Raw genomic sequence first — 25,678 nt, 5'->3', positions numbered from 1 at the left:
GTGCTTGCGGATGGGGGTGCGGGTGCGTGCGTGCGGGCGTGCCGGTCCGGTTCTCGCGCGTGCGGCTCACCCGACCGGCGAGTGCTGGTAGCCGACGGGGTCGGGCAGACAGCGGGGGTCCTCCCAGAGCAGCGCCAGGTCGTACGCCCAGTGAGTCTCGGACGACTCGGAGGCGTACGCAGTCTCGCGCAACTCATGGACGTACGAGGGAAGTTCACCCGGCGGCAGGTCGGCCAGGTGTTCGGCGAGGCGGTCCAGGAAGGCCGTACCCCGACAGTCCTCGTGCGACGGCCCGCCCCGGCAGCCGGAGCGCGGCCACAGCATCACCGGCACGGCCGCGTTCAGCCCGGCCCTGAACAGCCGCCGGGTACCGTCCGTGCGCGGCGGGGTGCCGAAGCCGACGACGTCCGCGCCCCGGCGCAGGGCGACGGTCAGTTTCCCCGGGTCCTGCCCGACGGACCCGCAGCCGATGCGGCGCAGCCGGGCCGACCGCTGGGCGTCGAGGTCCCGCCACTTCTGCAGGAGCTTGAACTGGAGGCCGCCGCTGCGCCGCCGCTCCAGGTCCATCACGACCAGCGGTGCGAAGGCGCCGAGCGGGCTGTCGTCGTCGGCGCTGCGCTGCCAGTGCGCCACGTCCGCGTTGAGCCACCGGCGCGGCAGCACGAAGGCGAGCAGCTCCCGGGCACCCGGCTCCAGCGCGTGGTACGCCTCGTCGATGCGCTCCAGGGCGTAGGCCCGCACCCGGTCGGCGGACAGCCGGCGCCGGCCCACGACCCGGCGGTGGTTCCCGTTGTACGCGGACACCTCCACCAGGAACTGGTCCCCGGAGCCGCTGGGCGCGATCTCGACGAGGATCGGGGACCAGGTGTGCGTACCGCTTCCCTCACCGATTCCCTCACCGATTCCAGCCCCGCCTCCCGTACTGCTTCCGTGCAGGGGTGCACTCAGGGGCACGTGGTCCGGCACCGCCTCGGCGCCCGTGTACGGCCAGGACCGCAGGGCGGTCCGGGTCTGCTTGTCCTCGACGAAGTCGGCGAGCCGCTCGGCGAACCGGACCGCCGCCTTCGTGTCCGTCACCTCGGACAGGAGGTACCAGGCGGCGTCCCACAGGGAGGCGAAGCCGTGCGGCGGGGGCGGGGGACCGAAGACGGTGACGGCTTCCTGGTAGAGCCGCTGGGGGCCGCACTCCAGGTCGCCGTGGCGCCCCGCCTCCTCGACCAGCAGCCGCAGCCGCTCCTTCTGCGGGCCGTCGTACTCCGGGGTCGGGATCAGGTCGCCGAGGCGGGGCCAGTAGCGGGCCATGACGTTCGCGGGCAGCATCCGCCCGTTGCGGACGCCGGGGTCGCGGGCCGCCGACGAGACCATGCCGACGACCCGGCCGCTGTCCGCGAGCGTCACCGCCGCCCCGCTGAACCCGGGCACCAGCGGCTGCCCGTGCCCGGCCCACGCCTCCAGCTGCACCCACTCCCCGGCGATCAACTGGCCCGCCGTGGCCCGGTACTCGGCGAGCGTGCCCTCGTCGTAGTGCTTGGGGAAGCCGTACGCCAGCAGCTTGCGCGGCGGGTGACCGTACGCCTCGTCGGGTGCCGCGAACTCGGCGGGCTTCAGGTCGACGGTCCGGTCGAGCTCCAGGACGGCGAGGTCACCGGCGTCCGTGTCGCGGCCGTCCCAGCCGCCGTGCGCGACGACGCGGGCACCGACGGCCTCCCCGCCGCCGTGCGCGAAGGACACGCTCACCGGGTCGGTGTCGCCGCGGGCGACGACGTGCGCACAGGTCAGGACATGGCGTGCGGTGACCAGGAAGCCGGCGCCGGTGTCGCGCCCGCAGCTGATCCTGGCGTGCCAGGCGGCGCTCGTCATGACGCCGAGGGGGGCTCCGGGGGAGCGTCCGACCGCCCTGGGGACCAGGAGAGCTTGACCACCAGATGCCCCTCGACCGCGCTCTTCGCGATCAGCGCGCCCGCCTCCGCGGTGAGCTTCACACCGAACTCGATCTCCACCGCGTCGGGTTGCAGCGAACCGTCCCGGAAGACCCGCAACGCGGACGCGGCCGCGGAGCGCACACCCTCCAAGGAGCCCTCGAAGGTCCGCGTCGCCCGGACCGCGCCGTCGTCCCCGCGGGACACGAGACGGGAGCCCGACCCGGGCCCCTCCTCGACGGCCTCCACGGTGACCACGGCACCGTCGTCGGTCGTGAACTCCACTAAGCCTTCCACCACGCCCCCGTCCTGCCCGTCCTGTCGCTCGTGACGCCCAACCAGCCTATTGTCACGGACGGTACGCGCGCTGTCTCCTTTTCCACACGCCGTACACATACCCCGAACGGGTGTGCGTGACCCGGGTCACGTGATACCGCGGACGACCCCCAGCGCCGCCAAGTCCTGCGGCCGTACCCTCAGTTCGTCGGCCGTGACCCGCGCCTGGTCCTCCGGGCGTTTGAGGATCGCGGCCGCCAACTCGGGGGCGATGACCGAGAAGTAGCTGTCCGGGGTGGCCCACGTGCTGCCGGGCGCGGCCAGCGCGAGGGCACCGCCGGAGCCGCCCTCGCCGATGACCAGCGTGGTGACCGGGGTCCGGGCGGTGGCCACGGCGTCGAACACGTCCGCGATCGACCCTCCGGCGCCCTGTCGTTCCGCCTCGGCGTCGTTGGCGGCGCCCGGCGTGTCCACCAGCGTCAGCACGGGGATGCCCAGCCGGCCCGCGAGGCGGATCAGCCGGGCCGCCGTGCGGTACCCGGCGGGGCGGGTCGCCGTGCCGCACTGGGCCGCGTACGCGACGGTCCGGCCCTCGTGCTCGCCGAAGCCGCACAGCACCCCCGGATCGGTGCCGCCGCAGCGGTCGCCGGCGATGGCCGCGCGGCGCGTGAAGTACGCGTCCAGGTAGGCCTCGGCGCGGGGGCGTTCGGGGGAGCGGGCGCGCAGGACGGCCGCCCAGCCGGTGGCCGGGAGGTCCGTGGAGGGGCCCAGGGCGGCCGGCGGGGGCGCGGGATGCCGGGAGGGGCCGGTCAGCAGCTCCAGCCACAGCGTCAGCGCCCCGCGCAGGTCCTCGGGCCGTACGACCGCGTCGGCCGCGCCCGCCGCCACCTGGGCCTCGGCCGTGTACGCCGCCGGGTCGGCGCCCGGCGGGCGCACCCGGGAGCCGGCGAAGCCCACCTGGACACCGGGCAGCGCGAGGACGACGTCGGCGCCCGCGCCCAGGGTGGCCCAGCCGCCCCCGGTCGTCGGGTCCCGCAGCACGGCGACCTGGGGCAGCCCCGCCTCCCGCGTCAGCGCCGACTGCCGGGCCACGCGCTGGAGTTGGGCGAGCGCGCGCATGCCCTCCTGCATCCGGCTCCCGCCCGTCGCGACGAGCGACACGACGGGCAGCCGGTGCTCACGTGCCTCCGTGTACGCCGCCTGAAGCAGGTCCCCGGTCCGCTCCCCGAGCGAACCGCCGAGGAATCCGAACTCGAAGGCCACCACCACGGCCTGGGTACCGCCGATCGTCACCCGCCCGCAGACCACCGACTCCTCCTCACCGGTGCGTTCGGCGGCGCGGGCGCGCGAGGCGTCGTACCCCTGCCAGGCGAGAGGGCCGTCGGGCTCGTACTCCTTCTCGGGAGCGGGCAGTTGGGTGAACTCGTCCGTCACCAGGGCGATGATCTCGCGGGCGGAGCAACGGGTGTCGTACCCGTCGTACCGGGCGGGCGGCTCAGTCATGCTTCAACGCCCGCTTCATGATCTTGCCCATGTCGTTGCGGGGGAGAGTGTCGAGGAAGCGCACGGTGCGGGGGCGCTTGTGCGGGGCGAGACGGCGGGCCACATGGTCGGCCAGGTCGTCGGCGGCGGGCGGGGACTGGGGGTCGGTGGGCACGATCCAGGCGACTACGCGCTCGCCGAGGTCGTCGTCCGGTTCGCCCGTGACGGCGGCCTCGCGCACCGCCGGGTGTTCGAGGAGCGCGTTCTCGATCTCACCCGCGCCGATCTTGTAACCACCGCTCTTGATCAGGTCGGTGGCCTTGCGGCCCACGATCCGTACGTACCCGTCGGCGTCCCGGACCGCCATGTCGCCCGTGCGGAACCAGCCGTCGCCGGTGAACGCGGCCGCGGTCGCGTCCGGGCGGTTCAGGTACTCCGTGAAGAGGTTCGGGCCGCGCACCTGGATCTCGCCGACGGTCTCGCCGTCGTACGCCGTGATGGCCGTGCCGTCCTCCTCCACCAGCCGCAACTCCACGCCCGGCAGGGGGACTCCGACCGTCCCGGCGCGCGGCTCGCCGTCCGCGCGCACGCTCGTGTTCATGAGGGTCTCGGTCATGCCGTACCGCTCGACGACGCGCCGCCCGGTCGCCGCCGCGATCCGCTCGTGGTCGTGCACCGGCAGCGCCGCCGAACCGGACACGAGCAGTCGCGCCCGGCCCAGCGCCTTCGCGAGCGCGGGGTCGTCGGGGAGCGCCTCGGCGAGCCGGTGGTACATCGTCGGCACGCCGAACAACATGGTGGCGCCCTCGTTCAGCTCGTGGGCGACGCCTTCGGCGGTGAACCGCCCCAGGTGCCGTACGGAGCCGCCGCGCCGCAGCGGGCCGAGGATGCCCAGGATCAGCCCGTGCACGTGGAAGAGGGGCAGCCCGTGGACCAGGACGTCGTCCCCGGTCCACTGCCAGGCGTCGGCCAGCGCGTCCAGGGTGGTGGCGATGGCACGGCGGGGGATGACGGCGCCCTTCGGCGGGCCGGTGGTGCCGGAGGTGTAGACGACGAGGGCGGGGGATTCGGCGGTGATGCCGGCGGGGGCGGAGCCGGGGGATTCGGCGGGGGCGTACGGCGCCCGCTCCCTTACGTCGATGTCGACGCGCTCCAGGCCGCTCAGGGCGGGCGGGAGTTCGGTGCCCGGTGCGGTGAGGACGAGGGCGGGCGCGCTGTCCCTGACGATGTGCCCCAGCTCGCCGTCGCCCGACTTCGGGTTGAGCGGTACGGCGGGCACCCCGGCCAGCAGGGCGGCCACCACGCCGACGGCCGTCTCCAGCGTGGGGGTCGCCCAGACGGCGACCCGGCCCGCTTCCCGGACGCGCCCGGCGAGCGCGCCCGCCGCCGCGGCGAGTTCCGCGTACGTCAGGGAGCGTTCGCCGAACCGCAGGGCGGGCCGCTCGGCCGGGGAGTCGGCCGGGGAGTCGGTCAGGGCCGGGAAGAGTGAGGACACGGGTTGTACTCCTTGGCTGTTCGCGTCAGCTGTCGTGCGTCAGCTGCTTTCGTCTGTTGCCGTGGCTGCCGCCCGTGGGCCTATCCCCAGCCGGGGACGACCATGACCAGCCACACCACGGCGGGCACCGCCGCCACCACGATCCCTCCGTACACCATCAGCTGCCGGAAGAAACGTTCCCGGTCGACGTCCGGTGCCGCGGCCAGCACCAGCGCGCCGTTCGTCGAGAAGGGGCTCACGTCCACGACCGTCGCCGACACGGCGAGCGCCGACACCATGCCGATCGCCCCGATCTCGCCCTGTGCCAGGAACGGCACCGCCAGCGGGATCAGCGCGCCCATGATGCCCACGGACGAGGCGAACGCCGACACGATCGCGCCGATGTAGCACAGCAGCACGGCGGCCAGCAGCGGGACGCCGATGCCGCTGACGCCCTCGCCGGCCCAGGTGATGGTGCCCATCTCGTCCAGCACGCCCACGTAGGTGAGGACACCGCAGATCAGCAGCACGGTGGGCCACGCGATCTGCCCGACCGCCACGCGGCTGTCCTCCGGCCATGCGGCGCTCAGCAGCACGGCGAGGGTGATCGCGGTGAGCCCCGCGTCCAGGTCGAAGGCGAGCACGGCGACCACGAGGGCGACCAGTCCGGTGAGGGTCGCGGCGCGGGCGGGGGTGAGGCGGGTGGTGTCGGTACCGGGTTCGCCGGGGCGGGCGGGGGCGGCGGTGGTGGATGTGGCGGATGTGGCGACGGCGGTGGGGCTCGTACCGGCTGTGCCGCTGGAGGTGCCCGTGCCGCTGCCGCTGCTGGTGCCGGTGCCGCCGGTGCTGGGCTCGGCCGTGCCGGAACCCCCTCCGGACCCGGGCTCACCGGCAGCGTCCCCGTCCACCGCCACCGAGCCCTGGGCCCACAGCTTGAGCCCGCCGAAGAGGACGAAGACGATGGCGGCGATGACGAGGTTGACGACGAGGGAGGCCAGGAAGAGCGTGACCTCGCTGCCCGGGAGCTTCTCGCGCTCGACGATGCCGTTGACGATCGTGCCGTAGATGCTGATCGGAGAGAAGCCGCCGGCCTGCGCGCCGTGCACCACCATCGTGCCCATCAGCAGCGGGCTGATCCGGTACCGGACGGCGAAGCTCAGAGCGAGCGGCGCGACGATGGCGACCGCGGCCGGGCTGACCGCGCCGATCGCCGTGAGCGCGCCGGTGAGGGCGAACATCACCCAGGGGATCAGCGCCACCCGCCCGCGCACCAGCCGGATCGAGGCGTGCACCAGCCAGTCGGTGGTGCCGTTGGCGCGGGCGATCGCGAAGAGGTACGTGATGCCGACGAGGACGACGAAGAGGTCACCGGGGAAGCCGGCGAAGATGCCGTCCGCGTCGAGGTCGGCGACGAGTGTGCCCACCCCGAAGGCCGCGGCGAAGGCCAGCGCGCCCATGTTGACGGAGCGGGTCGTGGCGATGACGAACACCACGACGAGGACGAGGATCGAGATGAGTTCGGGGGACATACGGGCTCCCGTCGTTGGGTCCCGGAGGGGCTGAGTCCGAGGTGCGGCGACTGAGGTGAGGGGTGAGCGGCCTGGGCGTGAGTGGATGAGTGGCTGAGCCACTTTGGGCGGGGGTGCTGGCGAGTCAGCGTGGGCCCCGCCGGGAGTCACGTCAAGAGGTCGCGCCGAAATTGGCTCATCCACTCAGCCAGTAAAGGGCCCGGTGTTACTCTCCCGACGAGAGGGGGAGCCCGTGACCGACGCCCTGCGCCCCATGACGAAACAGCGCCTCTACGAGCAGGTGCTCGACCGGCTGCGCCAGTACGTCGCCGAGGGCGGCCTGCGCGCCGGCGACCGGCTGCCGCCCGAGCGCGACCTCGCCCAGCGGCTGGGTGTCAGCCGCGCCTCCGTGAAGCAGGCGATCGTCGTGCTGGAGGTCCAGGGCCTGGTGGAGGCCCGGCACGGCGGTGGTACGTACCTGGTCCGCGACAGCCTGGACGTCGAGCCCGTCGAGGACATGGTCGAGCGCCGCCGGCGCCTCCCCGACGTCCTGGAGGCCCGCGAGGCCCTGGAGACCAAACTCGCCGAACTGGCCGCCGAGCGCCGCACGGACGAGGACCTGGCCGCGATGCGGTCCGCGCTCGCCCACATGACCCGGGAGATCGAGGAGGACGGGCACGGTGTGGAGGGCGACCGCCTGTTCCACGCGGCCGTGACCGCGGCCGCGCACAGCAGCATCCTCGCGGAGTTCATGCGCTCCATCGCCGACCAGATCGCCGAGAGCCGCACCGAGTCCCTCCGCCAGCCCGGCCGCCCCACTCGCTCGCTCGCCCAGCACCAGGCCATCCTCGACGCCATCGCCGACCGGCAGCCCAGGCAGGCGGCCACCGCGATGCGCAACCACGTGCGGACGGTCGCGAAGGTGCGGTTGCTGGACTGGGACCCGGAGGGGGAGAGGTAGCCGGGGGCCGAGCCGGTGCGTTGGCCTCGCCGTACGGTGGTCTCGCCGCGCGTTGGTAGCGTCGGCGTACACCGTGCGGTCCGACGCGGTGTGCCGTTCGACCGAGAGAGACGTGATGTCCCCGACGATCCGCAGGGCCGTGATCCCCGCCGCCGGGCTCGGCTCCCGCCTGCTGCCCCTGACCAAGGCCACGCCGAAGGAGATGCTCCCGGTCGGCGACAAGCCCGTCATCGAGCACACCGTGCGCGAGCTGGTGGACTCCGGCATCACCGACATCACCATCGTGGTCTCGGGCGGGAAGTCACTCATCCAGGAGCACTTCCGGCCCAATCCCGCCCTGGTCGAGCAGCTGCGCGAGGACGGCAAGACGGCCTACGCGGACGCGGTGGAGGAGGTCGCCGAGCTGGCCCGCCGGGGGCACATCACCTACCTCGACCAGCACGGCCCCTACGGCAACGGCACCCCCGTCCTCAACGCCGCCCGCAACATCGGCGACGAGCCGGTGCTGGTGCTCTGGCCGGACGACGTGTTCGTGGCCGAGGTGCCCCGGGCCCAGCAGCTGATCCGCGCCTACGAGCAGACCGCCTGCCCGGTGCTGGCCCTCATGCCGATGGATCCGGGCGACTCCCAGCGCTACGGCGTGCCCATAGTCAAGGAGGACCTCGGCGACGGCCTGCTGCGGATCACCGGCCTCGTCGAGAAGCCCGCCCCCGCCGACGCGCCGTCCTCGTACGCGGCCATCGGCGGCTACGTCATCACCCCCGGGATCATCGACGAGCTGCGTGAGCAGACCCGGCGCTGGTACGAGCGCCGTGAGGGCGAGATCTACCTGACCGACGCCATCAACGCCTACGCCGGCACCCGCGCGGTGTACGGGCAGGCCATCCAGGGCCGCTGGTACGACACCGGCAACCCGGCCGACTACCTCGTCGCCCAGATGGCCTCTGCCCTCGCCCACCCCGACTACGGCCCCGTCCTGCGCGGCCTCGTCCGCGACCTCGACGACGAGCGCACCGACTGAGGAGCGCACCGACACCGGCTTCCGGGCGGCTACGCGACGCCGTGCAGCTGCCGCTGTAGTCCCGTGCTGGACAGCCGAGAGGACCGAGACAGGGCTGTCCAGGACTACCCCGCCCGCACCACGTCGGCCACCACGCAGCTCACGTTGTCCGGGCCGCCCGCGTCGTTCGCCCCCGCGACGAGGGCGCGTGCCGCGTCCTCGGGGCCGGGGACCGACGACAGGGTCCGCTCGATGTCCGTGTCCGACAGGACCCCCGACAGGCCGTCGGAGCACAGCAGGTACCGGTCGCCGGGCAGGGCGTCCCGCAGGCGGAGGTCCGGGGCCGGGACGGAGTCGCCGCCGCTCAGGCCCTTGAGGAGCAGGGCCCGCTGGGGGTGCGCCGAGGCCTCCTCCGCCGTCAGCCGGCCCTCGTCGATCATCGACTGGACGAGCGTGTGGTCGTGGGTGATCCGGAAGAGCTCGCCGTCGCGCAGCAGGTACGCGCGCGAGTCGCCGATGTGGACCAGGGCGAGCTGCGAGCCGGTCCAGAGCATCGCGGTGAGGGTCGTCCCCACCTCCTCGTCCGCCGCCGCGACGTCCCGTACGGCCCGGGTCGCGCCCTGCACCGCGTCGTCCAGCAGGTTCAGCACGCTGCCCGCGGGGAGCGTCTCGCGGGTCTCGCGGTCCAGGATCTTCAGCGCCTCCACGGCGGCCCTGGACGCGTGCGCCCCGCCGGAGCCGAAGCCGTCGGCCACGGCGAGGACGCGGGTGCCCGCGTAGGCGGTGTCCTGGTTGGCCGGACGGACCAGTCCGGTGTCGGAGAGGGCGGCGTAACGGAGTTCCAGCATGGTGGTGTCCTTCCCAGAGGTACCTGTGAGGTGGTCCACGAGGAACGCCGCCAGGTCCCGGCGGTTCGCCGTCTCGGCCTCGACCTGCGCCCAGTACGCCCGGATCTCCCGGCCGGCGGCGGGCCCGTCGAGCGCGCACACCTCCCGGATCCGCGCCAGCGGCATCCCCAGCCGCCTGAGCCACGCCACCAGCCGCGCCTGCTCCAGCTGCTCCACCGCGTAGTAGCGGTACCCGGTCTCCGGGTCCACCCGGGCGGGCCTCAGCAGCTCCAGCTCGTCGTACAGCCGCAGCGCCTTCGGCGAGAGCCGGCACGCCTTCGCGAAGGCGCCGATCGTCAGCATGCCCACGGTTCCCCCTGGTCCTGGCCGTTCCCCGTTCCGCTCCTGATGCTGGGGCTTCACCGAAGGGGAAGGTCAAACGGGTTGCCGCGGTTGCGGCCCTTGTTGTTGGCTTCGCGCCTGGAGCCGGTACGGAGCGCGACCGTCCTGAACCGGCCGCACGGACAGTCGTCGGACGAGGATGGAGCCCCGTGACACACACGCCCCGCATAGCGCTCGCCACCTACGACCCCGGGTCCGGGGTGAGCAAGGATCGCGATCTGCCGGTGCTGCTGCGGGCGCTGGCGGCGGCCGGGGCCGAGGCGAGCGCCGTGTACTGGGACGACCCGGAGGCGGACTGGGCCGGTTACGACCTCGTGGTCATCCGCTCCACGTGGGACTACAGCTGGCGGGCGGAGGAGTTCGCGGACTGGGTCACGCGGTGCGGGAAGGCCACCCGGCTCGTGAATCCGGCGGACGTCGTGCGCTGGAACACCGACAAGCGCTACCTCGGGCAGCTGGCGGCGGCCGGGGTGCCCGTCGTGCCCACCCGGTACCTCGCGCCCGGCGACGCCCCAGGCCTCCCGGACGACCGGGAGTACGTGGTGAAGCCGACCTCCGGCGCGGGCGCCCGGTACGCGGCGCGGTACACGCCCGCCGACCGGGAGACGGCCCTCGGGCACCTCGCGCGGATGCACGCGGAAGGGTTCACCGCGATGGTGCAGCCGTACATGCGGGGCATCGACGTCACCGGTGAGCGGGCGCTGCAGTTCTTCGGCGGGCGGCTGCTGCACGCCAGCCGCAAGGGAGCGGTGCTCGCCCCCGGCACGGCGTACGACGCGGACAAGGTGGCCCACCCCGGCCTGGAGCCCTGGACCCCGACTCCGGCCGAGGTCCTGGTCGCCGAGAGCGCGCTGGCGGCCGTACCGGGCGACCCCGACCTGCTGTACGCCCGGGTCGACCTGGTGCTCGGGGACGACGGTGAGCCCCGGCTCATGGAGCTGGAGCTGGTGGAGCCGAACCTCTTCCTCGACCTGCACCCGGACTCGGTGCCGGCTGTGGCCGAGGCGATCCTGGCGGCCGCCGGCCGGTAACGGCCGGATCGCACACAGTGAGTACTAGTGCTGCCGGTGAGGGTGCATTGACAGGCTTCGCGGTGAGATGAACGGGAGTTTGTCTGTCGAATGCGTGACCCCTGTGGTGTGGGCTCGTTGGGTCTGGTGACGGTTCCTCAGCGTCAGGGGCGGGGGTGCGGGATGGGCGGGCTGCGGCAGGTGAGGGCGCCGTTTGTGGTGCCCGGCCCGGCGGGGGTGGCGATCCGGGCCCGGCTACGGGTGTCGGAGGCGGACGTGGCCGTGCTGCCTGAGGTGGGTGCGTTCCTTGGGTCGCTGGCGTCGCGGGATCTCGCGGTGCGCTCCCAGCAGGGACTGGATCTCGGCACGGACGCGTGGGCGGTGCGCAAGAGAGGGCTGACCGGCTGCTCGTCGGCACGTTGGGCGGGCAGCATCACCAAGGCCACGCATGACCAGTGGGGGTTGGCTAGGCGCGGCCAGATGGCCGAGATGGCCTGGCTGCGCGGACAGGTCGCCTCCATCGAGGCCCGGCTGGCCCGCCCGCTGGGCGCCAAGGCGAACAAACGTGAAGGGCTGGTGCGCGGGTACGGCTCCCGGGCGCAGTGGCATGCCAAGTCCCGCCGCTTGCACGCGCTCAAGGACCGTCTGGCCGCGCTGGAGGCGGACTGGGCGGTCGGCGCCGTGCATGTCGTGCGCGGAGGCAAACGGCTCGCACACCTGCGCCATCACCTGGATCAGGCCGGACTGGACGAAGCTGCGTGGCGTGAGCGGTGGCGGGCAGCGCGGATGTTCCTGACCGCGGACGGGGAGTCCGGCAAGCGCCTGGGCAACGAGACCATCCGCATCACCGAGGACGGGCGGGTTTCAATCAAGCTGCCGGCTGTCCTGACCCATCTGGCCAACGCCCCGCACGGCCGGTACCTGCTGGACGCCGCCGTGGTGTTCCGGCACCGGGGCGAGGAGTGGCGGGACCGGATCACCAACAACCGGGCGGTGGCCTACCGCATCCACCACGACATCGTCCGCGGCCGCTGGTACGTCACTGCCTCCTGGCAGCGCACCCCCGCCCGCGTGTTGCCGCTTCAGTCGGCTCTCGCGAAGGGCGTGGTGGCAGTAGACATGAACGACGACCACCTCGCCGCCTGGCACCTCGATGTCCACGGCAACCCCGTCGGCGAACCCAGACGCTTCTTCTACGACCTGTCCAGCAGCACGCAGCACCGCGACGCCCAGATCCGGCACACCCTCACCCGCTTGCTGCACTACGCCCAGCGGTGCGGGGCGGCGGCGATCGCCATCGAGGACCTTGACTTCACCGAAAGCACCAGCCGCGAGAAGCACGGCCGCAACAAGCGCTTCCGTCGCCTGATCTCCCGCTTCCCCACCACGCGACTCAAGGCCAGACTCGTGTCGATGGCCGCCGAACAGGACATCGCCCTCGTCGCGGTGGACCCGGCCTACACCTCCCGGTGGGGTGCCCAGCACTGGCAGCAGCCGCTGACCACCCCCACACGTAAGGCCACTCGATCCGGCGACGGGCGGCACCGCCCCGTAACGACCAGAGCGATCGTTACGGGCATCGGACCGTCCAGGCCCGACCGGACATTCCACGGCGTGAGGAACCCCGCCCCCTCATCCCCGGACCACGACCAGGAGTCGTGCCGCCCGGATGTGAAGCGAAAGCGGGAGACCAGCGTGCCCAACACCGTTCGGAGCACGCGGCTGAGCATGCGTCCTGGCAACAGGACTTACTACCGCTCAGTCTTTAGGAACGGTGGTGGGACTGCATGTATCCCTTGAACGTAATGGCGTTCCGGCTTGTTCGTGGGCGCGTTGCACAGGCGGCCACCGTAGCGCTGAACAGGTCAGGGAGCCGGTCGTGGCGTCGTAGTAGTACTCCGGCAGCCCGCTCCGGTTGTCCCGCTGCACGCCGTATCCGCCCAGGGTCAGCCGTCGACCGCCACCCGCTGCAGCAGCCCCCACGTGAACTCCGCCACGCACTCCCGTCGTACGCCCCCCGCGTCCGGTGCCGTGAAGGCGAGGCCGAAGCGGGTGGGGGCGGTGCCCTCCAGGGGGCGGGCGGGGGCGAACGCGCGGGCCGCCTCGTCGACGGTGCAGGACCAGGGGGTGAGGTCCTCCAGCGTGCGCAGCTCGGGCGCGGCGGAGTCCGGGGCGCGCACCAGCCACTCGTTCCACACCACACCGTTCGGGGCGACCATCACCTCGAAGCGCAGGTCCGGCCAGAGAGGGACGGGCCAGCACAGCGCCTCGCACTCCAGGTCGCCGATCCTTCGGGAGATGACCGACTCGGGCTCCCCGAGGACCGAGCGGTACCGGGACACGGCCGCGCGGGAACGCGGTGAGCGCAGCATCGCCTGCCAGCGCTTGTTGGCCTCGCGCATGTCGGCGATCGAGACGCCCAGCTCATGGCGGGCGGCCTCGACGAGGTCGCCGTTGTGGTCGGCCATGCGGCGCAGCAGGACGAGCTGGAAGTCGAGCGGTGTGAACCGGCCGGAGGAGCTAGCGGGGCGTTTCGCGGAGGGCATGCGCTCCATGGTCGCGTACGCCCTCAGGCCGGTCTCCCGGGCGGCGGCCGTCCGGGAGGAAGAGGACCGAGTTCACGTAGCGCGGGCCCCGGAGGAGGGGCAGCACCCGGCGCAGCAGGCCCTGCGTGACGACGTACGACGCCTTCGCCTGGTGGGCCTCCAGCGCCACCGGGTCCAGGGGGAGCCAGCTGCGCCCGGGGAGGACCCAGCCGGCGTAGCCGAGGCCGGCGAGGAGGTCCACGACCGGGACGATCGGCTGGATCCGGGACTCCAGCTCGACGAAGAGGGCCGGGCGGTCGCGGGTGAGGATCCGACGGGCACCGCGCAGGACGGCCTGTTCGCTGCCGTCCACGTCGATCTTGATGAAGCCGACGTCCCGCAGCCCCAGACCGTCCAGCGTGACGCAGCGGACGTCCAGCGCGCGGGCGTGGATGTCCCGGCGGACCAGCGACGACACGCCCCGCTCGCCCTCGTCGCCCGACGGCAGCCACAACCGGGCGGTGCCGGGGCGGTCCGAGGCGGCGGCCTGGACGACACGGACGTTCGCGGGCGCCGCCGAGGTCAGCAGCCGGGCCAGACGGGGGACCGGCTCGACGGTGACCACCTGACGGGCCCGCCCGGCGAGGCGCTGCGTCCACGGGCCGTACCAGCCGCCGACGTCCACGGCCGTGCCGCAGTCCGGTGGGCACAGCTCGCCGAGCCGCGCGAGCTCCGGCTCGAAGCGCGGGTAGACGACTCCGGCCGCCATGGCGATCAGCCGGGTGGGCAGGAAGGGGGCGAGGCGGGCGGCGAGAGTCATGACGACGTCCGGTTGATCCGGTTGATTCGTTCGGTTCGTTGGGTTCGTTGGGTTCGTTCGATTCGTTTGATCAGTTCCTCGTGTTCGTCCTCGGTGACCTGTTCGCCCGAGGACGGCAGCAGCTGCGGGATGCCGTCGACGATCGGGTAACGGCGGTGCAGCCGGGGGTTGTACAGCGCCTCGGCCGCCTGGGCGGGCTTGGGGGTCTCGGCGGCTTCCTTCTCGGTCACCAGGTGCAGCGGGCCCTTGTCCAGCGGGCACGCCAGGATCTTCAGGAGCGGGTCCTCGGGGTTCATGGTGGAGTCAACTCCTTGGCACCCACGGGTGGTTGGGGTGCGGGTCGGGGTGCGTCGTGCTTCGGCATCGACAGCAGTACGGTCACCGCGAGCGCCGTGCCCGCCACGCGCAGCGCCAGCCGCAGCGGGTCGTCGGGCAGCGCCTCGCCGAACGACAGCGTGCCGAGCACCGCCGTGAACAGGCACGTCACGGTGGTGCACACCGGCACGATCAGCGAGGCGCGGGAACGCTGCAGCGCCGCCTGCGACATGACGAGACCGAAGGCGCCGGTGAAGAGGAGGAGGTACGGGTACGGGGAGCGCAGCAGGCCGAGAAGCGCCTCGCCGAGGCCGCTCGTCGTCAGGTGGCTCGACACGCCCTTGATGGCCAGCGAGCTCACCCCGTACAGCAGGCCCACCGCCACACCGTAGTCGACGCCCGTCGTCGGCAGCCGGTGACGGTGCCGGGCACGCCGCTCGGCCGAGGCGTACAGCCACACGCCGAGGCCGAGCGCCGGCAGACACACGGTCAGGACCAGGGCGTACGGCGCGCTCCGGCTCACGGTGTCGGAGGCCTCGTCCAGCGACAGGACCACCATCAGCAGCGCGAGGAGGATGGCCCCGATCGCGTACCGTTCGCGGCCGGTCGTCTCCTCGCCGAGCAGGCGCCCGGAGAGCAGCACCAGCAGCACGAGCCCGGAGACGAAGATGCCCTGCGCGGCGGCGATCGGCAGGGTGCGGTAGACGGCGAGCTGGGCGGCGAAACCGGCGGCCAGCGCCAGCGAGCCGCCGATCCACAGCCAACTGCCGAGCACCAGGCGCAGCAGCCGCGCGGGCCGCCGGACCGAGACCCGGGGCAGCGTGCCGAGCGCCCGTTTCTCCAGGACGAATCCGGTGCTGTACAGGACGTTCGCCAGCAGTGCCGAGGCCACTCCCCACCACATGGGCTACGTCCTCCGCGCGTGCAGGAGCAGGATCGACGCGGCCGACGGCACCGCACAGGCCAGCCGGTCCAGTGCCCGCAGCGGACGCGGTACGCCGTGGAAGGGCGCCCCGCGCACCGACACGACCTCGAAGCCGGACGCCGCCACGAACTCCCGCAGCGCGCGGGCGGTGCAGAGCCGCAGATGCCCCACGACCTCCCGCCCCGGGCGGCCGTGGATCGCGCGCAGGCTCACCTCGGAGAACACGGGCTGCACCCCGGCGAGGAGCAGGGCGCGGTTGTACCAGGCGGCGAGGTTGGGGGTGGAGAGCATCAGATGGCCTCCGGGGCGCAGTACACGGCGGATCTCGTCGAGGGCGTCGTCCGGGTCGACGAGGTGCTCGATCACCTCGCTGAACAGGACGGCGTCCGCGGAGGCGGAGGCGAACGGCAGCCCGCCGTCGGTGAGTTCACCGCGCACCGCGTACGGGAGCCGGGCACGGGCGCGTCCGAGGGCGTCCTGCGACCAGTCGACGCCGACGATCCGGTGACCGGCGAGGAAGGGCGCGGCCGTGGCGGCCGCGGTGCCGTCGCCGCATCCGATGTCCAGGACGGTCTTCGGGCCGCCGCCTGGGCCGTCTGTCCCGTCCGTGTCATCTGCGCCGCCTGGGCCGTCCGTGGTGGCCGGACCGAGCGCTTGGGCCAGCATGCGGGCCTGGCGGACGCTGCGGGCGGTGCCGGAGGCGACGGGGACGGCCGGGTTCTCGTAGAAGTCGCGCAGGCCGCGTCGCGGGGGCGCGGTCGCCGCCGAGGGCGTCGAAGGCGTCGGGGGCGTCATGGGGTGCCCTCCTTGGTGCTGCCCTCCCTGGTGTTGACCTCCGTGGTGTCGACCTCCGTGGTGCGCAGGTAGTGCTCGAAGAGGTCGCGGAGGTGGGCGCCGTCGCCGTGCCCGAGGAGGGTGCGCGACCAGCGCAGGGCGAGGTGCAGGCGGCCCGCCGTGGAGGCGGTGGTGACGGTGAGGCCGCGCGGCACACGAGCAGGCGCCGAGAACCACACGGCGTGGGCGCGGCCCGCCTCCTCACCGAAGTCCAGCGGGTACGGGACGCGGCCGATGTTGCTGAGCAGCGTCGTGGACGTCCAGGGGGCGGCCGCCCTGCGCAGCCCCCGGGTGAGCGCGGCCCGCACGCCGACCGGGGCCCAGGGCGCGGTCAGCAGGGCGGCGCCGTGGCCCAGCTGGGGGCGGGGGAGGGATCTGAGGGCGCGGGTACGGGTGGCCGTGCGGCGCAGCAGGCCGGGCATGTCGTCGGGGTCCAACTCCTCCGGTGCGAAGGGGACTTCGACGAGCCGGGTGCCGTTGCCGATGGGCATCGAGGCGTCCCGGGGGCGGTCGTCCACCGGCATGGTGATGCGCATCGGGCGGGGGCGGACGCCGTGTTCCCTGTTCCAGTGGGCGAGCATCAGGGCCGTGGTGACCATGAGCTGGTCGTTCACCGTGTAGGGGGAGCCCTTGGGGCGGTGGGGGAGGCGGAGTTCGGTGACGAGCATGCCGTTGCCGGGGGAGGGCTCGGGGGTGCCGGGGGCCACGCGGGCCGGTGGCGACCAGGGCGACGGGGTCGGTGGCAGGTCCTGGGGCGGTTCGGGTGTACGTACGGGAGGCGCGGCCGGCGAGTTGTCCCGGCCGCCGTACAGCTCCGCCGCCGTGGCGAGGATACGGAGGCAGGCCGGGCCGTCCAGGGCCGTGTGGTTGATGGTGAGGAAGAGGACGGTGCCGCCGGAGAGGTCGTCCTCGTCGACGACCTCCAGCCGGATCGGCGGCGACGCGGTCAGGGGCGGTGCGTCCGTCAGGGCCCTCACCCGGGCGTCCCGCAGGGCGTTCGGGCCCGGTGGCCAGAAGCCCACCACCTCAACGTCCGGATCCGCGGTCAGCTCCCACTCGTAACGGCGCCGGTACCAGTGCCCCGTCGCCTCCCGCATCAGGATGCGCGGATGGCGGTGGAGGGCCTCGGCGAAGGCGGTGCGCAGGCGGGCCGGATCCAGGTGGCCCGGCAGGTGGACCTCGATGTGGACCGTCTCGGGCTCCTCCTCCTGGAGGCAGTGCCGGGCGACCTCGTCCACCACCGGGAACGGGACGCGTGCCGGAGGCCGTAGGGGGCCGCCCGTGCCGTTCCGCGCCGGGTGCTCCACCGCGGTCATATGACCTCGCCCCTTCCGGTGCTTCCGCTCTGTCCGGCGTCGTCGGTCAACGGGGCCGCCCTGAACCTCGGCCTGGGCAGCGGGCCGCCCGGCGCCGGCGGATCGGGCACGCGCCGGGCTGAGCCCGGGCCCCTGGCGGAGACGGTCGGCCCGGCCAACGGCCCTGAGTCCGGCGGACCCTGCGGGCCCGCTCCGGTGCCGTCCGGCTCCCGGCCCGCACCACTCGCCCCGCGCTTCCGCCTGGGCAGCGGCGCGGTCGGGGCGTCGGGGTCCGGCAGCGGGGACGGCGCGGGCGGCCCGCCGTACGTGAGCGTCGCGCCGGGCCCACGCGGGGCACCGGAGCCTGGGGGACCCGCATGGCGACCGCGCCCTCCGGACCCTCCGTGTCCTCCGGGCCCGTCGGCCACCGCCCCGGCCGGCTCCCGCACACTCACCAGCCCCGCGAACAGCCCCACCAGCGCCAGCACCTGGGCCACCGGCCCGAACGCCCCCTCCCCGGCAGCCGCCGGCTCACCGGCGCCCAGGGCGGCGGCGATGCCCGCCCCGGCCGGCGCGAGGAACGCGATCGGCACCAGCAGCGTGTGCCGCTTCCACGCCATCAGCGCCAGCACGGGCACCAGCAGGGCGAGGGCACCCGCGATCACGACTCCCACGAGGGTGAGCGCCACCGTGCCGAGCCAGAAACCGGGGTCCGGCGGCATCGGCTGAGGCTCGTCGGGGTTGGGCGAGCGGCGCCGCCACAGCACCAGGCCGATCAGCACCACGAGCCCGGCCCCGGCACCGACCAGTCCGGCCTCGTACGTCGTGGACGGCTCGTACGTCATCTTGACCGTGCCGCCCGCGCCGCCGGGGATCCGCCACCCCTGCTGCCAGCCGTCGAGCCGGACGGGGGCGAGCTCGTGGCCGTCCAGCGTGGCCTTCCAGCCGTCGTTGAAGTTCTCGTACGTCGTGAGGTACGAGGCCGCGCCCGAGCCGACCGACACCTCGCGCAGGTCGCCGAGCCAGTCCCGTGTCCGCAGCTCGCGGGCGGTCGTGCCGGAGGGTTCGGTCACCGTGCCGCGCGTGAGCGTCACGTCCGTCACGGCGAGCGGCCCGCCGTCCCCGGCCTCGACGCGGTGGGAGCCGGAGCCCAGATCCAACCCGGCGTCGGCTTTGCGCTGCTGACACAGAGTCAGGTCGATGGGGCGCCGCTCGCGCAGGTCCCGTACCGTCCCCTTCGCGCTCGTCTCGTACAGCTCACCGTCGATCGCCAGCACCGGGCCCTTGCCGCACGGGAGCGAGAAGCCCCTGGCGTCCGAGGGCTGCTTGGCCCGCTGGTCGTCGAGGGCCGGGAGGTACGCCTCCGTCAGACCGACCGGAAGCCGCAGGTCGTCACCGGCGACGGGGTTGTGGACGGTCAGCGGGGCGGTCTCGGTGATCGTGATGTCGAGGCGGTTCGTGGTGATCGGTTCGAAGCGGGCCCAGCCGTTCTCGTCGACCGCGGCGATCGCCGCGCCGTCCGGGGAACTGATCGACACCTGCGTCGGGCGGGTGGACAGGCCGCCCGCCGGGGCGAGCACGATCGAGCCGACCTTCCGCCGGTCCGGCCACGTCAGATGGATCACCGGCTTGTCGCCCGCGATCCACGCCGTCGTCAGGTCGCCGTCGGTGAGGTTGCGCGGCGACAGTCCGACGCCGAGGCGCGCCGTCGAGTCCGCCGTCGCGGTGACCCGGCCGCTCTCCTCGGGCGCGACCTCGTACAGCAGCTGGTCGAGTTCGGCGCTCGGCACGGGCACAGCGCTCGCCTTCACCTCGTACGTCCCGCCCGTGGTCGTCGAGAAGCGGCGGTGCAGTCCGGTCTCCGTGCCCGTCGGGGAGAGCCCGGTGGGGTCGGCGGCGCGGTGCAGGGAGACGATCTCGGCGGAGGCGTCGGAGCGTTCCGCGTCGGTGGGCAGCCGCAGCATCCGCGTGACCTGGGGCACGCCCGGGATGTCGATCTCGGAGAACCCGGCGCCCGTGAGCCCGGGATGACGCGCCACCGAGTCGAGGATCGTGATCTTGAGCCAGTCCGTCGACCCGGGACGGGCCCGGACCGTCTGCGGGGAGCCGTCGGGCTGCAGATAGCTGGTCACGGAGCCCCGCTCCGTCTCCACCCGCACCCGCGTCGGCGCCGACCGCACCTGGTCCTGCGGCAGCGGTGTCACCTTGAAGGACGAGGGGATGTCCTCCGTCCCCGCGAACCCGATCCGCAGCCACTGCCCGTCCGCCGAACCGGCCGCGCCCTCCGCCCACGCGGTGTCCGGGTCGCCGTCGAAGGCGTTCACGGGGTCGTACTGCGGCAGGTAGAACAGCCAGTTGCCCGACGAGGACGCCGTCACCGAGCGAGCGCCGCGCAGTTGGGCCACCGTCTGATGGGCGGTGCCCTCCACCGGCAGGATCTGGTGCGGTGGGTCGCCGGGGTCCTGGGCGCTGCCGCTGTGATTGCGTTCGGTCGCGGTGTACGTGTACGAGGTGCCCGCGTTGACCAGCCCGAACCGGGTGTCCGCGCGCCGCAGTCCGTCACCGACGACCTGCACCTCGGGCGTGCCGAGACCGGGATGGTTGTCGCCGGTGAGCACGGTGGCGCGGCCCCGCAGTGCCGGGTCGGCGGCCAGCGGCAGCAGCGCCTCGGGGCCGCCGGAGACGACGGCGGTGCCGGCGATCGGCTTCAGCCCGGCCTGCCCGGGGCGTGGCGCGTCCGCGGGAGGCCGGTAGATCTCCACGGCCCGCTGGCGCGGGTACAGCCCCTCGACCTGCAGGGGTGTGTCGTTCGCGATCCGCCCGCCTGTCATCAGCGGCCCGAAGCCCGTCTCCCGCTGGTACCCCGACTGTTCCAGGGTCCGCTTGACGGTCGTGGTCGGGACGTAACCGACCTGGTCCGGGTCCAGGTCGTTGCGGACGACCACGTAGTACAGCCCGGCTCGGCTCAAGTAGTCCGCCAGGCCCGGGACTTCGCCGCCGGTCATCAGCGCCTGCTCGACCGCGTCCATCGCGCGCCGGTTGCCGGGGGTGCCGAAGGGCACGTAGTCCCGCTGGGCCCAGCGGGATTCGGCGAGCACGTCGAGGGGCTGGTCGATGGGGGAGCCCCAGGTGTAGATGCCGTGCGCGGTGGCGGGCACGACGAGGGCGCGCGAGTCGGGCGAGTTCTTCTCCAGCCAACCGGCCGTCGCCTTCCAGTACTTGGGGAGTTCCTGGAACGAACCCGGTTGCAGGATCGACCCGTTGAGGTACGGCCACGCCAGTCCGGGCAGCACCAGCACCGCGGCGACGACCGCCACGTACCGCCGCCCGCGCACCCGGCGGGCCCCGCGCTCCCGCGCCGCCACACCCACCAGGTGCGCCAGCCCGAGGACCAGCGCCAGCGCGAGCCCCGTCTGGAACTTGTAGATGTTGCGGAACGGCACGACGGCACCGTTCAGCCAGTCCTGGACCAGCCCGTGGAAGGGCCCGCCGAACGAGCCGCCGTACCCGGCGAGCGTGACGAGCGCGACGCACAGCACCGTCAGCACCAGCCACCGCCGCTCGGGCAGGTCCCGCCGCGCCAGCCCCGCCAGCCCCAGCCCGGCCGCGAGCGCCGAGCACACGATCACCACCACCGAGGACGCGACGGTCCAGCCGGCCGGCAGCCAGGCCTCGCCGAAGTGCAGGTACGCCACCCAGTTCCCGGCGCCGCGCAGCGTCTCGGTCGCCGACATGGTGGCCGTGGTGGTGGCCGAGGTCTCCACGTACGGCAGGAAGTTCTCGCCGTACGCGCCGAGCAGCAGCAGCGGGATGACCCACCACGCCGTCGCCAGGAGCACGCCCGGCACCCACCAGGCGATCAGCTTGCGCTGCCGGGGCCCGCGCGGGCGCGACAGCAGATACAGGCCGACCGGCAGCAGCGACGCCAGGGTGGCCGCCGCGTTCACGCCACCCATGAACGGGATGACCAGCGCCGAGCGCAGGGCCGCGATCCGCGCGCTGTACCGCTCGTTCGTCAACGGCAGCAGCACCCACGGCAGGAACGCGCCCGGCAGCGCGGCGGCCGAGGTCGAGCCGACGACGATCGTGAACACCGGCCACAACGCGTACGCCACGGCACCGAGCAACCGGCTGCCGGAACTGCCGACCCGCAGCCGCTCCATCAGCCGCAGCGCACCCCAGAACGCCACCGACACCACGATCGACAGCCACAACCGCTCCGCGAGCCACACCGGCAACCGCACCAGGTCGCACAGCGCGTAGTACGGCAGCATCGGCCACGCGTAGCCGACGTACTGGTCCTGGAGCCCGCCGAAGCCGCCCCGGTCGTGCCACAACTGCCCGAGATCGGACAGGAACTGCCACGGATCGAGCGCGACACCCAGCTTCGTCTCGAACGTCGTCCGTCCCGGGTGCACCGCCAGGAACAGCCCGAACATCACGGCCCAGAACCCCAGTAGCCAGCGCCGCGAGCGCGGACCCTCGGAGGGCCGCCGTGCGGGCCCGTGAGGTCGTACCGGGGCTGGGGGAGGAGCCTGGACCGTGCTCGTCATGGGGGACACCGCCGGAGGATGAGGAGAAGGTTCCAGGTGGCGAACTCGCGGATGCCCGGCGCCTTCACGACGGTCTCGGCGAGGAACGGCCAGTAGCGGGAGCGTGCCGAGACGACCGTGACGTCGTCGCGGGTGCGCACCCGCCGCAGGGTGGGGCCGATGTGCACGGCGAAGAGGTTCTCGCCGAGGGTGTGCTTGGCCTCCCTCCCGGTACGGCGCCGGTAACGGGCCCGCGCCCGCTCGGCACCGAGGTAGTGCCAGGGCGCCCACTCGTGACCGCCCCACGGGGAGTACCAGTTGGTGAACGACACGTAGATCAGCCCGCCGGGCCGGGTGACCCGCACCAGCTCGCTGAGGAAGGTCTGCGGATCGGCCACGTGCTCCAGCACGTTGGAGGAGAAGGTGACGTCCGCGGCCCCGCCGCCCAACGGCAGCAGATACCCGTCCGCGACCACGGAACCGTCGGGCGGCTTGGCGCCCAACTCCCGTACGTCGGGCTCGAAGAGATACGCGTGCGCCCCGCGCCGCCGGAACTCCTCCGTGAAGTACCCACCGCCCCCACCGACATCCACGACGACCCGCCCGCCGACCGCCCCGCCGTACGCCTCGACCTGATCGACGGCGTCGCGGGCGAGGAGGGAGTAGCAGCGCCCGGGATCGTCCTGCTCACGGAGGAAGGCACGAAGGAGAGCGAGGGAACGCTGAATCGAAGGGTCCTTCATAAGACTCCGGTGAGGGACAGCGCCCTGTAAGGGGCGCGGGGCTGTGTCGTTATGCGGCTCCGCCGCGATGGAGGTCCCCCCGCTCGAGCGAAGCCGAGAGTGGGGGAGCGACCAGCCACGAACAACCCGCAGTTTGGAGAAGGCCGCACCACCCCCGAACCGACCGATCCTCACGCCGGCCAGCTCCTCACCGCCTCAGAAGCCACCGCTCTGAACCGCCGAACCGTGTGACCCCAGCGGTAGCGCGCCGCACGCGACCGCGCGGCCTTGCCCATGAGAACCCGCCGATCCGTGGACAACGCGAGCGCACACCACGCCGCCGCGAACGACGACTCGCCCTCGGCCAGCACACCCGTCTCACCGTCCACGACGGAGTCGCGCAACCCGGGCACGTCGAAAGCGACCGCGGGGGTCTCGCGCGCGGCGGCCTCGGTGACGACCAGTCCCCAGCCCTCGACCGCGGAGGGGTGCAGCAGCAGCCAGGCCGCGCAGAGCAGCCGGTGCTTCTCGGCGTCGGAGACATGGCCGGTGAACTCCACGTCGGGGCCCGCGAGTTGCTCCAGTCGGGCGCGCTCGGGTCCGTCGCCCACGATCACCAGCCGTCCCCCGGTCACCGGCCGCACCCGCTCCCACAGCCGCAGCAGCAGATCGATCCGCTTGTACTCGACGAGCCGGCCCACCGCCACGAACAGCGGTTCGGGGGAGCGTTCCGCGCGGGGCCCCGGCTCCTCGACGCCGTTGTGCACCACTCTGATCCGCTCGCGCTCCACACCGATGTCGCGCAACGCGTGGGCGGTCGACGGCGAGACGGCGACCAGCAGGCTCTTGCTCTGCTTCTTGCGCTGCGCACCCGACAGCGCCCAGTGTTCGAGTCTTCGGCCGAGGCGCGCCGCGGGCGCCAGAGGACCGCCGAACCGCATCGTCCACAACTCCGTGTGCACATGGTTGACCAGACACAGCGTCGGACCGTCGTGCCACAGCGGCGCCAGGTACGGCATGCCGTTGCACACCTCGACCAGCAGGTCGCAGTCGCCGACCTGGCGGGCGAACGAGGGCTTGGCGCGCAGATAGTGGCTCAGGTCGCCGCCGGCCGACACGACCCGGTAGTCCCGGAACGCGGCCGGCCCGCCGCACAGCAGCGTGACCTGGTGGCCGAGCCGGGTCAGTCCGTCGGCCAGCCGGTCGACGAGGAGTTCGGAACCGCCCGCCGCGGGATTGCCGAGGTCACGGCGGGCGAGGAAGACGATGCGGCGCGGTTGTGGGGGATGCGCCGAAGAGTGCTGCGCCGAGCGCGGAAACGACTCGAGCAGCGAGAACGGCACGTGCTGGGGCATGGGTGCTCCAACTCGTCTGGGGCTGCGGAACACAGCGTGGGGGGAGTGACGCGGAGCCATTGGGGGTGGCTCGTGGGGGGAATCCGTGGTGGGGGGAATCCGCGAGGGAATCCGTCGGTGAGGGATCCGCCGGGTAGGGGAAACCGTGATGGTGGGAGGGGAGGGGGACGAAGCTACCGATCTGTGGGGGGTCTGGGACCTTCGCGTGACGAGCGTGTGGGCGGGCTGTGCTCGGGTGGGGGTGGATAGTTTTCGCCGGGACGTTCGAAGCTGCTACTCACCGGGATGACAAATTCCGGGCTTGTTGACCTGACGTCTCATCATGTTGTGAGCGGGGCCCGGGACGACCCGGACGCTTCCGGACGCGGGCGCCCGCGTACCACCAAAACGGCACCGACCGCGGCGAGGACAAACCCGAGCACAGCGGCACCCACGGGCAACGTCCGGCCCACCAGGCGCAGTTGTCCGCTGTCCTTCCGGGCCTGGTCGACAGCGAACTTCTGGGTGCCCGCGGTGAACTCGATCTTCCTGCTGTCGAGGAGCACGGCAGCGTCCTTCTTCCCGCCGGGCGCCCGCAGGGTCTGCCGCGGCCCGGTCTGCGCGTACAGCACGCGCCCGGTCGCCTGATCGACGACCAGTTCGATGCCGTGGTTGGAGTACCACTCCTCGGCGACCACCTGGGGGCGCTTCGGCTGGTCGACGATCGCGCCCGGCACCAGCCGGGTGCCGTTCTTCGTCGCGGGCACGGTGCCGGTGAACCGGTAGCCCTCGTACCCGCGGACCTTCTTCCCGCCCCGGTAGTGGAGCGTCACGGCCCCGCCGAGCGTGTTGTCCCACCAGCGGTAGTCGCGCTTGTGCACGTCGAAGGGGAACTTCAGGTAGGCCTCGCCCTGGATGTACGGCTTCTCGCCGCAGCAGTGCACGGGCCGGTTGGTCCTGCGGTCGCTGACCCAGCGGTGCGGGGTGAAGTCCAGGGCGTCGTGCGGGTCGGCGGCGGGCAGCGACTTGTCGGTGTCGACCGAGGTCGTCACGTCCCAGACCGCGGCCTTCCCGCTGCGCTCGCTGTCGGCGACGTCCCCGCGCACCCGCTGGGTGATGGTGATCCTCTGATCCGGCACGGTCTTCACTTCTTCCACGTCGAAGACGCTGCCGGTCCCGGTGTAGACGGCGGTGGTGTCGATGTCGATCGGGTTCACCGCGGCCCGCGGCTGCACGTACCACGCGAGCATCGGCGCGAGCACCAGCAGAAAGGTGCCGACACCCAGTATGACCAGGGACGATGGTGAGGCAGTACGGCGCATCCGGCACTCCAGTGATGTGGGTCGGCGCGACGGGCGTACGCGTACGTCGGGGTCGCGCGCCGTGGGGGGAAAGTGCGTGTGCGGTAGGGGGCGCCGCGTCGCTCCGCGCGGCACTCGCCATGGGGCGGGAACCGTAGGCGCACTCTTGACGGGGTGTCAATGCTTGTTGAGACTGGGCCACCGGGTCAGGGGCCT

The 25,678-nt window shown here is 73.0% G+C and carries 19 protein-coding genes and 1 pseudogene; 4 read left to right on the top strand and 16 right to left on the bottom strand.

The annotated features are described in order from the left end of the window. Positions 1-66: 66 nt before the first annotated feature. The 5 genes from AB0959_RS43645 to AB0959_RS43625 form a co-directional block, all read right to left on the bottom strand. Positions 67-1,860 (bottom strand): trypsin-like peptidase domain-containing protein, encoded by a 1,794-nt coding sequence (locus AB0959_RS43645; protein ID WP_366832423.1) that lies wholly within the window; start codon positions 1,858-1,860, stop codon positions 67-69. Continuing rightward, entirely contained in the window at positions 1,857-2,216 is a 360-nt protein-coding gene (locus AB0959_RS43640; RefSeq protein ID WP_366832446.1) for a CU044_2847 family protein, read from the bottom strand. The genes AB0959_RS43645 and AB0959_RS43640 overlap by 4 nt, the downstream gene beginning before the upstream one ends. 126 nt (positions 2,217-2,342) lie before the next feature. Continuing rightward, the gene (locus AB0959_RS43635) at positions 2,343-3,698 is read right to left on the bottom strand and encodes a carboxyl transferase domain-containing protein (RefSeq protein ID WP_366832422.1); all 1,356 of its coding nucleotides are present in this window, start codon (positions 3,696-3,698) and stop codon (positions 2,343-2,345) included. Further along, positions 3,691-5,172, bottom strand: a complete 1,482-nt coding sequence (locus AB0959_RS43630) for an acyl-CoA synthetase (RefSeq protein ID WP_366832421.1) — start codon at positions 5,170-5,172, stop codon at positions 3,691-3,693. Before AB0959_RS43630 ends, AB0959_RS43635 begins: the two co-directional genes overlap by 8 nt. An 80-nt stretch (positions 5,173-5,252) precedes the next feature. Continuing rightward, positions 5,253-6,680: an SLC13 family permease gene (locus tag AB0959_RS43625; protein ID WP_366832420.1), complete on the bottom strand. Its 1,428-nt coding sequence runs from the start codon at positions 6,678-6,680 to the stop codon at positions 5,253-5,255. A 232-nt stretch (positions 6,681-6,912) separates the two neighbouring features. On the opposite strand from AB0959_RS43625, the gene AB0959_RS43620 reads away from it, so the two are divergent. Both AB0959_RS43620 and AB0959_RS43615 read left to right on the top strand, forming a co-directional pair. Next, complete coding sequence (locus AB0959_RS43620) at positions 6,913-7,620, top strand: FadR/GntR family transcriptional regulator (RefSeq protein WP_366832419.1); 708 nt, start codon at positions 6,913-6,915, stop codon at positions 7,618-7,620. Positions 7,621-7,735: 115 nt separating this feature from the next. Then, positions 7,736-8,641 (top strand): UTP--glucose-1-phosphate uridylyltransferase, encoded by a 906-nt coding sequence (locus tag AB0959_RS43615; RefSeq protein WP_366832418.1) that lies wholly within the window; start codon positions 7,736-7,738, stop codon positions 8,639-8,641. Between the two features lie 104 nt (positions 8,642-8,745). Here the strand turns inward: AB0959_RS43615 and AB0959_RS43610 are convergent, their stop codons facing one another. Further along, positions 8,746-9,816 carry a MerR family transcriptional regulator gene (locus AB0959_RS43610; protein WP_366832417.1) on the bottom strand — a complete coding sequence of 357 codons (1,071 nt, stop codon included), beginning with the start codon at positions 9,814-9,816 and terminating at the stop codon, positions 8,746-8,748. A 182-nt stretch (positions 9,817-9,998) separates the two neighbouring features. Between AB0959_RS43610 and AB0959_RS43605 the strand changes: the two genes are divergently transcribed. Then, entirely contained in the window at positions 9,999-10,880 is an 882-nt protein-coding gene (locus AB0959_RS43605) for a hypothetical protein (RefSeq protein ID WP_366832416.1), read from the top strand. A 162-nt stretch (positions 10,881-11,042) separates the two neighbouring features. Then, positions 11,043-12,628, top strand: a pseudogene (locus tag AB0959_RS43600) (IS200/IS605 family accessory protein TnpB-related protein). A gap of 177 nt (positions 12,629-12,805) precedes the next feature. On the opposite strand, the gene AB0959_RS43595 reads toward AB0959_RS43600, so the two are convergent. The 10 genes from AB0959_RS43595 to AB0959_RS43550 form a co-directional block, all read right to left on the bottom strand. After that, positions 12,806-13,405, bottom strand: a complete 600-nt coding sequence (locus AB0959_RS43595; RefSeq protein ID WP_366832415.1) for a hypothetical protein — start codon at positions 13,403-13,405, stop codon at positions 12,806-12,808. After that, entirely contained in the window at positions 13,380-14,204 is an 825-nt protein-coding gene (locus tag AB0959_RS43590) for an FkbM family methyltransferase (RefSeq protein WP_366832414.1), read from the bottom strand. Before AB0959_RS43590 ends, AB0959_RS43595 begins: the two co-directional genes overlap by 26 nt. Further along, positions 14,201-14,500, bottom strand: a complete 300-nt coding sequence (locus AB0959_RS43585; protein WP_366832413.1) for a Trm112 family protein — start codon at positions 14,498-14,500, stop codon at positions 14,201-14,203. Before AB0959_RS43585 ends, AB0959_RS43590 begins: the two co-directional genes overlap by 4 nt. Then, positions 14,497-15,423: a hypothetical protein gene (locus AB0959_RS43580; protein ID WP_366832412.1), complete on the bottom strand. Its 927-nt coding sequence runs from the start codon at positions 15,421-15,423 to the stop codon at positions 14,497-14,499. The genes AB0959_RS43585 and AB0959_RS43580 overlap by 4 nt, the downstream gene beginning before the upstream one ends. A gap of 3 nt (positions 15,424-15,426) precedes the next feature. Continuing rightward, positions 15,427-16,239 carry a class I SAM-dependent methyltransferase gene (locus AB0959_RS43575; protein WP_366832411.1) on the bottom strand — a complete coding sequence of 271 codons (813 nt, stop codon included), beginning with the start codon at positions 16,237-16,239 and terminating at the stop codon, positions 15,427-15,429. After that, on the bottom strand, positions 16,236-17,594 hold the full coding sequence (locus AB0959_RS43570; RefSeq protein WP_366832410.1) for a condensation protein: 1,359 nt from the start codon (positions 17,592-17,594) through the stop codon (positions 16,236-16,238). Before AB0959_RS43570 ends, AB0959_RS43575 begins: the two co-directional genes overlap by 4 nt. Beyond that, positions 17,591-22,126, bottom strand: a complete 4,536-nt coding sequence (locus AB0959_RS43565) for an alpha-(1->3)-arabinofuranosyltransferase family protein (RefSeq protein WP_366832409.1) — start codon at positions 22,124-22,126, stop codon at positions 17,591-17,593. Before AB0959_RS43565 ends, AB0959_RS43570 begins: the two co-directional genes overlap by 4 nt. Next, complete coding sequence (locus AB0959_RS43560) at positions 22,123-22,848, bottom strand: class I SAM-dependent methyltransferase (RefSeq protein WP_366832408.1); 726 nt, start codon at positions 22,846-22,848, stop codon at positions 22,123-22,125. The genes AB0959_RS43565 and AB0959_RS43560 overlap by 4 nt, the downstream gene beginning before the upstream one ends. A gap of 170 nt (positions 22,849-23,018) precedes the next feature. Then, a complete protein-coding gene (locus tag AB0959_RS43555; protein ID WP_366832407.1) occupies positions 23,019-24,182 on the bottom strand; it encodes a glycosyltransferase family 4 protein in 1,164 nt (387 codons plus the stop codon). Between the two features lie 320 nt (positions 24,183-24,502). Continuing rightward, entirely contained in the window at positions 24,503-25,483 is a 981-nt protein-coding gene (locus AB0959_RS43550) for a DUF3068 domain-containing protein (RefSeq protein ID WP_366832406.1), read from the bottom strand. Positions 25,484-25,678: the final 195 nt, after the last annotated feature.

The sequence above is a fragment of the Streptomyces sp. NPDC046862 genome (genome assembly GCF_040704615.1).
GTDB lineage: Bacteria > Actinomycetota > Actinomycetes > Streptomycetales > Streptomycetaceae > Streptomyces.
Note: the sequence above shows the minus strand (reverse complement) of the source record. Positions and strands in the feature narration are given on the sequence as shown.

What these genes read in the sequence shown, in the direction of transcription:
- AB0959_RS43595 (WP_366832415.1), bottom strand. Translation starts at nt 13,405, where the DNA reads ATGCCCTCCGCGAAACGCCCCGCTAGCTCCTCCGGCCGGTTCACACCG.
- AB0959_RS43590 (WP_366832414.1), bottom strand. Translation starts at nt 14,204, where the DNA reads ATGACTCTCGCCGCCCGCCTCGCCCCCTTCCTGCCCACCCGGCTGATC.
- AB0959_RS43570 (WP_366832410.1), bottom strand. Translation starts at nt 17,594, where the DNA reads ATGACCGCGGTGGAGCACCCGGCGCGGAACGGCACGGGCGGCCCCCTA.
- AB0959_RS43565 (WP_366832409.1), bottom strand. Translation starts at nt 22,126, where the DNA reads ATGACGAGCACGGTCCAGGCTCCTCCCCCAGCCCCGGTACGACCTCAC.
- AB0959_RS43585 (WP_366832413.1), bottom strand. Translation starts at nt 14,500, where the DNA reads ATGAACCCCGAGGACCCGCTCCTGAAGATCCTGGCGTGCCCGCTGGAC.
- AB0959_RS43560 (WP_366832408.1), bottom strand. Translation starts at nt 22,848, where the DNA reads ATGAAGGACCCTTCGATTCAGCGTTCCCTCGCTCTCCTTCGTGCCTTC.
- AB0959_RS43580 (WP_366832412.1), bottom strand. Translation starts at nt 15,423, where the DNA reads ATGTGGTGGGGAGTGGCCTCGGCACTGCTGGCGAACGTCCTGTACAGC.
- AB0959_RS43555 (WP_366832407.1), bottom strand. Translation starts at nt 24,182, where the DNA reads ATGCCCCAGCACGTGCCGTTCTCGCTGCTCGAGTCGTTTCCGCGCTCG.
- AB0959_RS43645 (WP_366832423.1), bottom strand. Translation starts at nt 1,860, where the DNA reads ATGACGAGCGCCGCCTGGCACGCCAGGATCAGCTGCGGGCGCGACACC.
- AB0959_RS43550 (WP_366832406.1), bottom strand. Translation starts at nt 25,483, where the DNA reads ATGCGCCGTACTGCCTCACCATCGTCCCTGGTCATACTGGGTGTCGGC.
- AB0959_RS43575 (WP_366832411.1), bottom strand. Translation starts at nt 16,239, where the DNA reads ATGACGCCCCCGACGCCTTCGACGCCCTCGGCGGCGACCGCGCCCCCG.
- AB0959_RS43625 (WP_366832420.1), bottom strand. Translation starts at nt 6,680, where the DNA reads ATGTCCCCCGAACTCATCTCGATCCTCGTCCTCGTCGTGGTGTTCGTC.
- AB0959_RS43635 (WP_366832422.1), bottom strand. Translation starts at nt 3,698, where the DNA reads ATGACTGAGCCGCCCGCCCGGTACGACGGGTACGACACCCGTTGCTCC.
- AB0959_RS43615 (WP_366832418.1), top strand. Translation starts at nt 7,736, where the DNA reads ATGTCCCCGACGATCCGCAGGGCCGTGATCCCCGCCGCCGGGCTCGGC.